This window comes from Chondrinema litorale (genome assembly GCF_026250525.1).
In the GTDB taxonomy this organism is placed as follows: domain Bacteria; phylum Bacteroidota; class Bacteroidia; order Cytophagales; family Flammeovirgaceae; genus Chondrinema; species Chondrinema litorale.
Map to the genome: position 1 here is coordinate 1 of NZ_CP111068.1, position 13,885 is coordinate 13,885.

Genomic DNA, 13,885 nt, shown 5'->3' on the forward strand with positions numbered 1-13,885 from the left:
TATTATTATGGACTAAAGTTGCATTAGATGGGTATTTGGCGACAGGCTTACGCAGCTGAAGATGTAGGCAATCAACTAGAAAAGTAATATGCAACGTCTGCCCTGAAAAGCGGAAGAAGGGGGAAGCGGAGTGGGAAAGACAGTTTAATGAAGCATTCAGTGTCCTTTACGGGAAGGCTGTCTTAAGTGTAAGGCAGCCAATAGAATCTTTCTTCAATTGGATGATTGAAAAGGTAAATATCCAGAATACCTCGAAAGTAAAGTCCACAAAAGGACTCAATGTACATGTTTTTGGTAAAGCTGCTACTGCTATTATGATGCTAATTGGATTTTAACCCTTGATTCGCATATATATTATTGGGTGATAAATTCAAAATAATAAGTTTATCTTCATAGCTTTTTCAACTGGATTTTTCATTATTTTTTCTTTCAGGTGGAGGTGGAGGATTTCTATGACCTGGAAAGCTTTTTGTACTTGGCTTAGGTTTGTCTTTTCTTATTACTGGTTTTGTCGGATCTTTTTGTTTAGACATAATTTTAAATTTTTTTGAGATAAATATTAGTTTCTTCCTCAGCTTTGGTTAATTGTTTATTATGATTAAAAAAAATTATATCATCTGGAATATTATCAAATGACACTGCTTTCTTTTTCAACTCAAAAAATTTGTGACTTACATTATCTTCGTCCATCTTTTTGTAATTTATATTATACCAAAATTCCTCTAAATCAATCGTTAGATACTGCCATTGAAGACTTTTCTCACTAAATACTTTGATATATTTCTGAAATAACAAATATGGTTTTATAATAGTAAATAATTGGCTTACGCCTAAAATAACCGCCCATAAATATGGTAACTTTTGCCAAATTACCCAAGCTCCTATACTTGAAGAAGCTGCTATCACTAAAAAAACATTTAAGTATAGGTCAAACTTTTGATATTTTTTTAGAATTTGATTACTATATAATTGATTGGTTTTTGAATCAACTAAAAAGTACCAGAGTTTTTCTCTCATTTCGTTCATTTTCTTTATATAATTTAATGAAAGACTTTCTTGTAAAGAATATGAAAATATAAAGTTATAGTAAATCTTTATCCTACGTTTTGATAGCTTTTTTTTGTTTTTTTATTGGGCTTAAAAATATACTCTCTGATTTCATTTTCATTCCAAATTCCATCCTTTTTCAAAAAGGCATAGTAATGAATGGGTATATTGAAAAGATTTACCCCTCCCCTTATTGATTTTAATAATTCTTTTTTCTTCATTTTCATTTCATCATGTTCATTCAATATATGATAAAGTGTTGGATAAAAAAGCAATGATTTATCAAACCCTATTACTTCAGGACTCCCAATAAGTGAATAAATTTTATTTATAGTAATGAGTTTGCCTGCTAAATCGATATTTCCAGCTTCACAAGCGGACATAAATATTCTTCTTTTAGGAATTCTATCTCCTATGATTTCTGAGAATTCTGAATTTTTAATAAAAGATTTATCATTAAGTCCAAACCCATTTACATTTGCATGACATGATATATGTAAATATCTAAATTCACTTTTCTGAAATTCTTCAATTACTTCTATTAATTGAGATTTAGTATTTATTTCTGAATACTTACTCTCAATACAACATACATCTAAAATGTTTTTTAATATTTTTCCATCTTTATCATCACTTTCACCTAATGACTCAATTATGAAAATTCCATATTTCATATTTCCTAATTATATAGATTCAAACAAACATCCCCTACAAAAGCCCTTTTTCTCATGCTTGGGTTTGAATGAACCCGAACCACAAGTAGATTAACACACAGACTTTAAGCGATTCTTGCCCATAATTACCACCTTCATCAAAACCTTTGATACTTACTATGAAATGTAAAATTTTTCACCTTTTTTCTCATCCTCGTCTCAAACTGACTAATAATGTATTCATACAACAAGTCATCGAGCTTATTCTTTATAGTTTAAATATTATATGGCCAATAAAAATTTGAACTTAGCCTAAATACTGATGCAACTAAAAGCTAAACAAATACTTTTATTTATTACCATGTAGTAGTTCATAAGTTTTGCACCAATAAAAAAAAGCCTCTGGATTTGTTTTTTTTAATTTGTTCAATTTTGTATGAAAAGGTTGTTCAATAGAGCATTTTGCTATTTCTGATGCTTCTGTAAAGAAAATTATTTCTTTAGTATGATTTAGTAATAAAGCAGCTAAGTAAGCTGCTTTTGCGGCAGGAATCATAGCTTTTTCAATATGAAAACTTTCTGAAAAAATATAGTTCTTAATATTACTAATACCTTTCTGTAGTTCAGTAAAATCATCTTTTTCACCTGATTGTCCTCTAGTTGCAATTAACATAGCTGTCTTAATAATATCATTAAGGACTTCATGAGAAGTTAAATCAAGATTTCTATAGTCCAATTCTGTTTTTGCAAACTTTTCAAAAACATCGGATATAATTTCTGCATTGTTAATCATGTCAAACAGATTTCCAATATCAAATAGTTGCTTAATAATCTCAACTTCTTTCCCATTTTGATATGGAATACCTGTTGTATTTGGTGCAAATGCAGTAAGTTTATCTCCTAGTATAGCTTCTGCAGTTGGAACAGTTACTAGTATATTATTACCCTCACAATTTAAAAAATTTGATGTGATTTCTACCTCTTGAACATGTTCTTCATAATGACTCTCTTGATATAGTATATCAAGAAGGATATATTCTTTATCTGATCTATAACTACTTGCTGGTTCGTAATAAAACTTATAATGAGCTTTTTTTATATCAGATTTATTTTCTCGTTCATCTTCTTTATATCCTATAAAATCTGAATTTTTAATTATCCAGTCAAGTATAATTTTAATATCTACAGAATTATCTGATATGATAATATCTATATCAATAGAAAATCTTTTTGGTTCTGGAAGAAGTAATGTTAATGCTGTACCACCTTTAAAAATAAAATCAAGTTCACTTACACATAATTTTTCCAACAGATAGAGAGCTCGTATTACTTTCTCTACTAATATTGGATCTGCTTTGTGATCTTTAGCTACTTTTTTTATCCACTCTTCCGTTAATGAATCCTCCCTTATCATTTATCTAAGATTTGGCAATAATATATATTTATTGCAATTACTTAATTTTATCAATCAAATTAATTATATCTTTCTTTTTATTTCTTCTATCGGCATATCGATATACCTTGTGTCTATTTATATTATATTTCTCAAAGGCATTTTTATATATTCGTAATAATTCAGCACCTTGATAGGTAGAAAATAATACTGGATCACAATATATATCAACTAGCATTTTTTCAATTGTTATTGTCTTTATACCACGTATTTTTTGTACAGGTGCTTCTGTTGTAAGACGAGTGATAATTATTGGATTTTTTTCATAAATTATATATTTATCAAATATATCAATTGAAGGATTCAAAAATACATTCTTACCTTGATCTTTTAGAGAATAAAAAACAGATTCCATGACATCTTTATCTACTTCTACAAGAGTGTGAAATTTACCAGGTTGATGTAGCATAAATTCATTTAGCCATTTTGTAGACCATAAACATATATCTATAAATGGAAAAATATTATGAATTTTGTTGTAAAGTAATTTTAATGATTTAGTTATTTCGGGAGTATATAAATTCACATCTTCTTTTGATAAGGTATAGGTTCCTCTAGAAACTCTATACAATATCCCTTTTTTAGATAATGAATATATTCTCCAATCTATAGTAGAACGTTTAATTTTTTTCTCATACTGTCTATAAAATTCAATAATATCCGTCACGGTGATTTGTTGATCATCCGCAAAAGTATTTTTTAATTCATTGATATGTAAAGATTGAATAGCTATTGTATTTAAATGAATATATAAACTAATAATTGGCACTAAACCAATATTATTGTCAAATATTAGTTTTTTTTTGTATTCTACAAATCATATTATGCTAATTATTAAGAGAAAAAAATTATACTTATAAAAAAAATACAATAACTGACAGAGCATATGATTCATAATCTTTAATTATGCTAATCTCTTTATTCTATCAAGCCATTTTTTAGTACTTTTTGTCTGAGCGTGCTCCTTACCTAAACTTTCTAAATAAAAATTATATGATTTGTAAATATAATTCTTTGCCTCTTTATATTTTCCTAATTTCTCATATACCAAAGAAATATTGTACATACTTCTTACAGTAGAGGGATGATTCTCACCAAAGTTTTTTTTATCAGAAGCTAACGCCTCTTCAAATAGTTGTTCTGCCTCTTCATTCTTTTCATCTCTGTAATACATTAAGGCTAAATTATTTATACTTTTTGCTATATTAGGATGGCCTTCTTCAAAACATTCTTTCGCTAAGGTAAGTGCTTTTTTTGCTAGTCTTTCAGCTTCTATGTAACGCTTCATATCATCATATATCATAGATAAATTGGATATACTTGCAATAGTATTGGGATGATTCTCACCAAATGTGTTCATATCGGAAGTGAGTACTTGCTCCATTAATATCGCGGCTTCATCGAGACGATTCAGTTTTATATATACCAATGCTAGGTTAGACATTGTTGTTTTTATGCCATCTTGCATTGATATAGGTAAGTTCTTTTGCTGTTCAAATGCATCTTCTAGTAATTTTTGGGCCTTTTGATATTTTTCTTGATTTTTATATAGTACTCCAAGGTTTGACTGTATCAAAATTGTATATCTATCATTTCCAAAACTTCCCTTATAGGAAGCGTATAATTGTTCCATTAATTCTATGGCTTCTGGGTATCGTCCCATTTCTTTATATACCATAGCCAGATTATTTTTTAGTTCAAAAATACCCATATCGTCTTCATCTTTGAAATTGAAAAGTAAGCTTTCCCCAAAAACCACATAAGGGAATTTTTCAATTGGATTATCTTTTGATTGGTCAATTTCTAATAATTGAGCTACTTTATCTATTAGATATCCACAATCATTGCTTTTTATTAATGTTTGATATCTTATAGCTGTCTGAATGATACGGTGCATAGAAAACTTCCCTTCTACATCTTTTTGTAACCAGCCTTTTTGTGAAATTGCTTGTAAAGTATCTGCTATAATCTCTTTACTATAACTTTTTAGACCTAATTTTGTGTATAACAGAGTATCCAATATAAATACTGCCTCCATGGGCACTGATGGTAATACCGAAAATTGTTTCAAGAGCCAAATTTCCACTTCGCCCATATCTGCCATAGTAAAGGCCGAAAGTAGATGCTGGTATGCTGTTATTTCCTTGTTCTTGCTATGGTCAATGACAATTTTTTTTGCCAATCTCTCATGGTCGAAAGCCTTAGATTTCATGTAATTAGTAATCTCACTCACTTTTTTTAAGGTTAGGCTTTTATGGAAGGTCTTGGCCAAGAGCTCTATGGTGAGCGTGTGATATCCAATATATTCTAGTAATAACTCCAGTTCCTTTTCATCTATAGTTTTTTCACTGGTATGTTTGATGAACAAAGCCTTGGCTTCATCAGGAGCAAGGATATCCAAACCTAGCTTCTTGAACCCTTCGAGTTCTAGACGTGAAGTGACCAGGACATGCCAACTAGGCGGGGATGGTAGTGCATCCTTTAATGTTTGTAAGACGTTGGTCGCATTATCGATAAGCAGGAGGTTTTTCCCTTCTAAGTTTTGCATGGCATGCATAATGGCATTAAAGCGTGCCTCTTCAGAGGTTTCTGAATCTAAAGGGATTGTCAGACTTTTGTGTAACTCTTGATTATTGGCTACTTCTTGTAAGAAACTCGTTTGCAAGCCTTGTTCATCTATTCTAACCTCCAACCATGCGATATGGTCATACTCATCTTGATTTAGGGTTAGGTAGCGTTTGGCGAGCGTAGTCTTACCGATACCACCTATTCCATTCACCAAGACGACCTTTTCAGAAGACTTAAGCAATTCGTCTAATTTGTTCAGGTCTTGTTCCCTGCCTATGAAATCTTCTTTTGCTACTATGGGAAGTGAACCAGTAAGATACTTTAATATCGTTTTTTCTTTTTGGGTATATTTTTTAAGAATTTCTAATATCTGTTCGGTATTAGATTTGGTCTGAATATTATTATTATATTTTTCTATCTCAAAAGGGTCTGCTGCTTTTTTAACCAGCTCCTTAAACTTCTCGCTAAACTTGGACAGTTCCTTCTTTAAATGCTCTTTCTCTATTCCTACACGTCTTAGCTCTAAAAGGAAAAAGGATTTCTTAGTATTAAGAATGGTAACTACTTTCTTAGTAACTTCTTCCTCTGATGAGCCTATTTTGTAATACTCATCTTTCAAAACCTCCATGACATCTTCAAGGCTAAATAGTCTGACCAGTTCTTTTGGATATTTATCCATGCCATATTCGACCAAGGTATGTGCATAGATACTCTCAAAGTCTTTTTTAAGTTTGATTATGTCATACTTTTTCAATACAGATATGACCTTATGGTTTCTTTCTGCCTCATTTTTGGCAAGATTTATAACCATATTACTCATCGACAAAATTATTTTTGAATACTCTAACGCCATCTAAATTTTATTTATGCTTTTTTGTACTAGATATCTCTAATTAGAGCTACCTTATAAGGGTCTATTAAAATGTCTAAAATCGAAACATAATCTTTTAATAAAATTGTTTCATTGTTATCATTTGATACAAATCATATTAGAATATTATCGAATGGAGAATTAAGCCTTTCTGAAAAATAAGGAGCCAATAGAACTATAGTTTTTACTAAAAAATTTGAATCTGCCCACTTTTATAGATTCAAGTGTACCTGATTGGAGAACTAAATATTATTAAATTTTAATAAATATTGAAGCATACCTCTGATTTAAAGATTGGTGTGATAATTTCCTTTTATGTTAAGTATATCCTTTATCTTGTTATGCCACTTATAATCAGATAGTTATGTTTTTTGAACCCGTTATTGCAAAACTCATCAAATTGTAATGATCTCATAATCAAATATTTATAATTTTATCTTTTGAAATACGATGTCATTCTTGCTTTGTTAAAAAATTAGTACTAATAATCAATTAGTTACACCAGAACAACTCTCTTTTTTTACTAAAAGTAATTAAACTTGCGGTAATTCAATTAATCATGAGATGCTTTTTTGGTTTTAGCAAACGCTTTTTTCTTTTTGTTAAAAACAACAGCATAAAATCAAACTGTCACAAAACACAATATTGATGATATTTATCCTATGAGACATTTGCTTCATGTGTGTAATAAGGCTGAATAATGATATGGAAAGTATTACTGTCTTTAGAGAAGAGATGAATTATGGTAGAAAACTGGTATTAAGAGTGTGTTTAGTTTTTGTGTTGCTTAAACTTAGTGCTATGCAAAATTTGTATAAAAAGAAGGAATCGGCTAATCTATTGGTCGACTAAAACCCTAGATTATGCAAGAGCGTCAAAACGTCCTTACCGATTCCGACTGGCAATATATACAACCAATAGTAGATAATGGAAGAAAGCGTAAGACTTGTTTGAGAATGGTGGTAAATGGGCTTGTACACCTGACCCGTACAGGCACGCAATGGAGGAATATGGACAGTAAGTATCTCCCACACCTGTCGATCATACAGTACTACTATTACCGATGGCAGCGAAACGGTACCTGGCAAAAGCTTCTTTCTAACCTATTGGCAACTTTCCGAGAAACAAACGGGGACAAAGCACAGCCTTCACAGGTGGCTGTGGACAGTCAAAGTGTGAGGTCAGTGCCCTTTGTGGATGCCTGTAAAGAGATCGATGGCAACAAGCTGGTAAATGGGCGAAAGCGGCATATCGCCGTGGATAAACATGGTCTGCCGGTTGCCATAGCAGTAACAGGTGCCAACATCAACGATGGTCAGGCTGGTCTAGAGCTACTTTGGCAACTAGAAGGCAATGAGCGACTCGAGTTATTTTGCTTGGACAAGGCATATAATGGAGAGTTTATAGAAAGTTTGGAGTTATATGGCTGGAGGGGAGAAATTGCACGGGGACGCCTAGTCAAAAACCAGACAGCGCTGAGGGATTCGTTCCCCAAAAAGGGAGATGGCAGGTAGAAAGGAGCTTCGCATGGATGAACTTCTACAGGAGACTTTCAAAAGATTATGAGAAAACTGCCGCTTCGGCTGTCAATTTCATGCAAATTGCCTTTATCAATATGATCTTGGCAAAAATTAGACGATTAAAAATCTAAACATGTTCTTAAATGCATCATATAATTTTATAAAAAAGCTTTATCCCCCAATATAAGGTTCAAGTAAAAAAACATTTATTACTACTTAACGTTCTTTTTGGAAACGTTCAATTATAATTTGTGCCTTTTCAATATTAAAAGAGGTATCTAGTAATTGATTCAATATGTCTTTTGCTATCATAGCAGTCTTAGGATTCTTGAATAAAATCACAGTAAGCTCGTTAACCTTTCTCAGGAGGGTAGTAGTAGGAATCCGTAATTCCATGGCTAATTGCTGTACAGAAACTTTTTCTATTCCTTTCCTCTCTAGCATATATGCCACAATAGGTACAACCTCCTCACCCCAATCTTTCAATTCATCTATTTTTGAAATCGTATTTGTTACTTTCTCTAGCAATGTTCTACCTTTTCTGTGTTTAGGGAACTGAGTATCTGGTAAAAATTTATTTTTAATAGGTTTGAAGCACAACCATGGCGTATCAAAGTAAACTCTATTAGCAATTAAATCTGGTAGACTTTCAGAAGGAATTAAGTGAGGAGCTTTATAAGATAGAGATATAAGAGTTTCAAAGCCTATTCTAAACATAGGTAATTGTATAAAAGAAGATTCTTCTGATAAAATCTGTTGAAACTCAGAAGAATTTTTCTGCTGTTTTTTAGTCAACAAGTTGAGTATACGTAAATCTGGACTATCACTATAAGGCAAAATCCGTTCATTTAGATTCTCAACTACCTTATTAATTAGACTATTATCTATATCAGAATTCCATAGTAGGCAAAGGTAGGCTATAACTATCCCATACATAGGATGCTCCCATTTGCCATATGCTAAATCATCCACCATTTTGCTAGATACTCGATAGTCAAAGAATTGTAATTTTTGTAGTGCCAAGACATAAGACTCACTTCCTTCAGTGAGAGGCTCATATCGATGGCTTTTTGAAACCTCTATTTTGAATGTATGAAGCAATGGTTTATTCTTTATATTCAGCGTAATTTGAGTTTGCTTGTCTTTAAAAATCTGGATAGGATAGCTTCGACCCTCATCTTCATTGAAAGATACAAAATAGAAGCCCTCAGGCAAATCTGTTTTAAATGACTGCCATAGATTTGATTTATCAATATCCCAATCAGTTTGCCTTAATTTTAGTTTTTCAAAATAGAAATTGCTTAACTGAATTTGCTTATAGACTCTATTCCATCTCTCCTCAAATCTGAGGAAGATAAATAAGGAACCTGTAGAAGAATCTTCTTCTATAGATATAACATTCCTCTTTATTTTATTCTGACTTTGCTGTAATGCAATAGTATCATATTTATTGAAATCAGAGCTGGGAACTATATTAAAATATTCAGACGTTTCGGCTTGATTTAAATTTTTTGGTGTACTAATGTAAAAAATATTATTTCTAGTATGTCTGATAATATCTTGTGTAGTATCTTTATCATACTCTACTAAAACAGTATATAGACCTTTTGGCAACTGTACTGAAAAAGAACCTGTACCACTTTTTCTTAAATGGTCTTGAGCATCAATGATTGATACTTTTGACCACTCTGCTACAGCATCTCTTGCAACAATTTCAAGTGTAAACATTTCTTTAGAATTTGACATGTTGCAAAGTATTTTCGTTTCTGACCTTAATAGATTTTTCTTTTGAAGTGGCTGAATCTAGAATTGTATAAAGCCCTCTAGGAAGAGATAGCTCCCAATTTCCACCATCCTTATCCCATTGATTTATTTCTTCTAGAATACCATTTTCCAATACATATGGACCTTCTGTCTCATTGGAAAATTCAAAAATCACGTTAGTACTAGTAGAGGGAAGCACTTTCCCATCTATCTGAAAAACGACTCGATCTATATCTAAGAACTGTCCATAGAATCTCACATCTTGTGTGCGATCATCCTCTTTTGCAAGCTCACTAGTCTTTTTCTCTAATAAGCCTTGAAGTTGGGAAACTGTTATATCTTCTGTTTGTGTAAAGTCTTCGCCATTTAATATACTGAGCAAGGCTCTTGTAAAGTAACTCATTTTACTGGCAGAATCACCAACTTCTTGGTAAGCACTTGTATGGTGAGAAGTAGCCATAGCTACTAATGAAAGTGTATTGTTTGCACCTTCATAGGCTCCAAGATCTCTCAATCTTGAAGTCATAGGTCTGACTCCTACATACCTGGAGCGACAGCAATCAATAAAAAAAAAGGCTTCGCTAAAAATACCCCTATTAATAATATCTTCATTATACTGAAATGAAGATATACCCCTACCAGGTGCATATTGCCGCCAATTAGTTACAAGCATAGCCACATCATTGATGGATAGCCCCAAACCATGCCCTGAGAAAAAAAAATAAAAACGCAAACTTGGATCTTCTTGCTTCTTAGCTAAAGCTTTTTGAATCATATTAATAAGTGCATCTTCTATCTGATCTGTGATGACTTGAGTGAAATTATTCTGGGAAAGTAGCAAAATTGCATTTTCTGTAGTTACTTTCCCTCCTTTTGGGTTAATTGCCCAATCATAAAAGGCTTGGGCATCATTAATGGCTCCATCCAATTGATGTAGCTTTTTCTCCTCTTGGTAATGAGCAATCCCTATGATAACTGCAAAAGCCTCCATAATTTCAATACATCTAAGTGTTTATGGTCAAAATATGCTGAATGCTTTCTTTTGTAGTTATGTCATCATCAAATTTACCATGATCTATTGCCATGCAATTAAACCCATCCAGATTATTTTGGGTAGGAGAAAGCACTAGCCTTTCTTTTCCTTCGGCTAATAGATAGTCCTTAATATCTTTTAATATTTCTACCTTCTCATAATTTTCGAATTTAAAGAAACGCTCCATCCCTAGAATATAAGCATCATAGTTTTCTCCCCCATCTTCTAGAATCCCTGAAATAAAATAGAGCAGCGAACGAGGGTAAATAGCTTTGATATTATCTACTAATGCATCCTTAGACTCTGCCTCATCTGTCATGGTAAACATTCTGAAATACTTCAATCTCTCTGGATGTAAAATTACTTCTTGGTGAAAAAGTTCTGAGGTACAAGCAGGAGCCAAAAAAACCACATTACTCACCTTAAGATTTTGATAGTTTTCTGAGAGGTTTTTTAGCAAGTGACAGGTCAGAATACTTCCTGCACTATGAGCAACTATATCTATATCAATAGGTACTCCTATCTCATTCAGTTTAGTTAGGAAATAGGTACCTACATACTGCTTGTCTCCTTCCAATCCTTCGTTTGGCAACCACATTTCAGCAGCTTTATCTTTCATTCCTTTCCATAGCCAGGCTCCTAAATCTGATATATAAGCCTCTCTATAAATTTCTTCAATAACAGTTGGATAAAATCCATGATTTCTCTTTTGCACATATCGTTTAATTACCTTGAAAGCAATTTTGGACAAGAACCTCACTACCTGAATGGTTGTAATGAACCCTTTGCTATCTTGCCCATCCTTTAATTCTAGTAAGCTTGAATTGATAAGTGTTTCTTGAGGGTCTATATCTTCAATAAGTTCGTCAATTTGAATATCCTGTGCTATCTCAATCTCATATTCTTTTTCTAACTCTTTAAGCAATTCTGTTTCATTAGAAATTATAATTTCTTGATTGCTATTCTTTTCTAAGTTAGGAGATTTTGTATTTTGATCTTCTTCAAGAAGAAAGTCTGCAAAAGGTTCGTCCTTCTTTAACTCAGCTTCGACAAAAGAATCACTCAACTGCTCAAAACCTTTGGCATCTATACTCAGCCCCAGCTTGCTGCCCACCTTTTTTAGAAGAAGCTTCAAAATCTTCTTAAAAATTTTAGTTTTATGGATCGTGGTAATTCGTTCCCGAATAGTCTCAATAAAACCTGATTTCCAGACAAATGAAATAGGATGATGATTAGCTACGTTTAATATTTCTTTCATCATGTTGGCACTAGCAAATCCATCAGATTCGTTTACAAGCCCTCCATGAAAATACAAGGAGATTTGTCTTTTATTACTTGTTTTAAGATGTTCTATAATATCATCTATATCCTGTGGAGTTGTATAATAAATACCATATTTTTCAAATGTCCCCTTAGTTCCTACATGAATGACTTCTTTACTCATAAAAGTATTGAATTTGATGGATTATTTTCATGGTAAGAGTTACATGAATCATTTAAACTTAAAAATATTCTTCTTATAAAAAAAGCTATGCCTAATTTTTATCACATAACTTCTAAAGTATGTTAAGTATTTATCATTGTATATCTTTTATTGAATGTATTCCTATTTTGTTATAGTTTATTTCATTTATAGGTATTGCGCTCAATAAATTTGAATGTTTAAATTATTTCTGCTAAGCCTAACAAGAGATGAAACATAGTTTACTAATAACATTGTAGAAAATTATTTCCATTACTGCAGATATATTCCCCATATCCTAATTAAATATAGGAAGTTACAGTGTCTCTAAACTTGTTGCAAGTTGTGTTATTTAAATATTTTTATATTCAAAAAAAAAGAATATTAGAAAAATATAAGTATAGACATCTTTTTGATATTTCAAATTAGAATAAAGGAACAATCTTTGGTCTACTATATATAACCACATATTATAAATATACAATTAGCCTCTTCCTTTTTCATAAAAGCTAATACATTATTAGCTATACAAATTTTTTAATGTAATGATTACTCTTGGCATACCAATAATTCTCCTTACTACTATTTGGAGTGCTTTTAGTGTTGTATTAAAAGCGTTAGAATTGATGACAAACCGTAAAGATCGATTTCTAGGATTAATAAAAAATGAAGTTGGTAATCATCATCCAACTGTTAATGTTAGAAATAGATTCTTTCTTGACTGGTTACCAATTTGGATGGGTACAGGTTCATTTCTTGTATTATTTGCAATTATTATTTTCTGTGTACCAAGTTTTGTTGATTCTGGATTCAAAGAAAATCTTAGTGATGAATTAACATCTTCAATCGAATTTCTTTGTATCTTAATTGCAGCGATACCATTTTTTGGAGCAATAGCTTTTCTTCTGGGAGGATTACTGGATATTAGGTTAATTATTAAAATAATGAAAGAAGAAAAAAAAGTATCACAATCAAAGGATCAAACTAATACTTTCTATCTAAATAAACTTAGGAAATTCAATCATTTAGAAAATGTGTGTTTTTCGTGGTTTAATCTATTAGATGATTGTGTCCGAACTATACATTTTAATAGTGAAAAAAATAATTTTAAATTATCAGGTTATTATCCTCTAGATAAGAGAAAACCTTGTAATGGTAAATATATTTCTATTGATATCAATATCAATAATCAGGATGAAGATATCAAACAAGAGATGATATTTCATGTGATTACAGATTATTTAACCATTTATGATAGAGTAGTTAAAACCTATCAAAGCCCATAATTTATGTTAATTTGAGGTTCGGCAACTGTATATGCAAATCCGCCAAACTTGCTAAATACACGAGAAAACCTATATTTTTTGAGATGCACATGACAATTAATACAGCAAAATATTTTTATCACTTTTCTAGAGTGACCAAAAACTCCTTTGATAATTATATAAAAATATAATTATCAATCAGTAAGTTATTTTTTGCAAAACCACTTGGCTAAAGAGATTGGTTTATGG

At 31.5% G+C, this 13,885-nt stretch carries 13 protein-coding genes; 4 read left to right on the forward strand and 9 right to left on the reverse strand.

Going from position 1 to position 13,885, the window contains the following annotated elements:
• Positions 1-401: 401 nt before the first annotated feature.
• The 6 genes from OQ292_RS40335 to OQ292_RS40360 form a co-directional block, all read right to left on the reverse strand.
• Complete coding sequence (locus OQ292_RS40335; RefSeq protein WP_284689915.1) at positions 402-533, reverse strand: hypothetical protein; 132 nt, start codon at positions 531-533, stop codon at positions 402-404.
• Positions 534-537: 4 nt separating this feature from the next.
• Positions 538-1,017 (reverse strand): hypothetical protein, encoded by a 480-nt coding sequence (locus tag OQ292_RS40340; protein ID WP_284689916.1) that lies wholly within the window; start codon positions 1,015-1,017, stop codon positions 538-540.
• Between the two features lie 77 nt (positions 1,018-1,094).
• The gene (locus tag OQ292_RS40345) at positions 1,095-1,721 is read right to left on the reverse strand and encodes a hypothetical protein (protein WP_284689917.1); all 627 of its coding nucleotides are present in this window, start codon (positions 1,719-1,721) and stop codon (positions 1,095-1,097) included.
• A gap of 328 nt (positions 1,722-2,049) precedes the next feature.
• Positions 2,050-3,114: a nucleotidyl transferase AbiEii/AbiGii toxin family protein gene (locus OQ292_RS40350; protein ID WP_284689918.1), complete on the reverse strand. Its 1,065-nt coding sequence runs from the start codon at positions 3,112-3,114 to the stop codon at positions 2,050-2,052.
• A gap of 37 nt (positions 3,115-3,151) precedes the next feature.
• Complete coding sequence (locus OQ292_RS40355; RefSeq protein WP_284689919.1) at positions 3,152-3,922, reverse strand: DUF6577 family protein; 771 nt, start codon at positions 3,920-3,922, stop codon at positions 3,152-3,154.
• Positions 3,923-4,057: 135 nt separating this feature from the next.
• A complete protein-coding gene (locus OQ292_RS40360; RefSeq protein ID WP_284689920.1) occupies positions 4,058-6,574 on the reverse strand; it encodes a tetratricopeptide repeat protein in 2,517 nt (838 codons plus the stop codon).
• Between the two features lie 723 nt (positions 6,575-7,297).
• Between OQ292_RS40360 and OQ292_RS40365 the strand changes: the two genes are divergently transcribed.
• From OQ292_RS40365 to OQ292_RS41330, 3 genes are read left to right on the forward strand one after another with little or no spacing between them, the layout of a single operon-like run.
• Positions 7,298-7,444 carry a hypothetical protein gene (locus OQ292_RS40365; RefSeq protein ID WP_284689921.1) on the forward strand — a complete coding sequence of 49 codons (147 nt, stop codon included), beginning with the start codon at positions 7,298-7,300 and terminating at the stop codon, positions 7,442-7,444.
• Between the two features lie 11 nt (positions 7,445-7,455).
• Positions 7,456-8,106: an IS5 family transposase gene (locus OQ292_RS40370; protein ID WP_284689922.1), complete on the forward strand. Its 651-nt coding sequence runs from the start codon at positions 7,456-7,458 to the stop codon at positions 8,104-8,106.
• 17 nt (positions 8,107-8,123) lie between these two features.
• A complete protein-coding gene (locus tag OQ292_RS41330; RefSeq protein ID WP_431733828.1) occupies positions 8,124-8,243 on the forward strand; it encodes a hypothetical protein in 120 nt (39 codons plus the stop codon).
• Between the two features lie 85 nt (positions 8,244-8,328).
• On the opposite strand, the gene OQ292_RS40375 is transcribed toward OQ292_RS41330, so the two are convergent.
• Genes OQ292_RS40375 through OQ292_RS40385 form a run of 3 tightly spaced genes read right to left on the reverse strand, consistent with a single transcriptional unit; the run spans position 8,329 to position 12,353 of the window.
• On the reverse strand, positions 8,329-9,858 hold the full coding sequence (locus tag OQ292_RS40375) for a hypothetical protein (protein WP_284689923.1): 1,530 nt from the start codon (positions 9,856-9,858) through the stop codon (positions 8,329-8,331).
• Positions 9,845-10,867: a caspase family protein gene (locus OQ292_RS40380; RefSeq protein ID WP_284689924.1), complete on the reverse strand. Its 1,023-nt coding sequence runs from the start codon at positions 10,865-10,867 to the stop codon at positions 9,845-9,847. The genes OQ292_RS40375 and OQ292_RS40380 overlap by 14 nt, the downstream gene beginning before the upstream one ends.
• Positions 10,868-10,880: 13 nt before the next feature.
• A complete protein-coding gene (locus OQ292_RS40385; RefSeq protein ID WP_284689925.1) occupies positions 10,881-12,353 on the reverse strand; it encodes an alpha/beta hydrolase in 1,473 nt (490 codons plus the stop codon).
• Positions 12,354-12,916: 563 nt separating this feature from the next.
• Between OQ292_RS40385 and OQ292_RS40390 the strand changes: the two genes are divergently transcribed.
• A complete protein-coding gene (locus tag OQ292_RS40390) occupies positions 12,917-13,657 on the forward strand; it encodes a hypothetical protein (protein WP_284689926.1) in 741 nt (246 codons plus the stop codon).
• Positions 13,658-13,885: the final 228 nt, after the last annotated feature.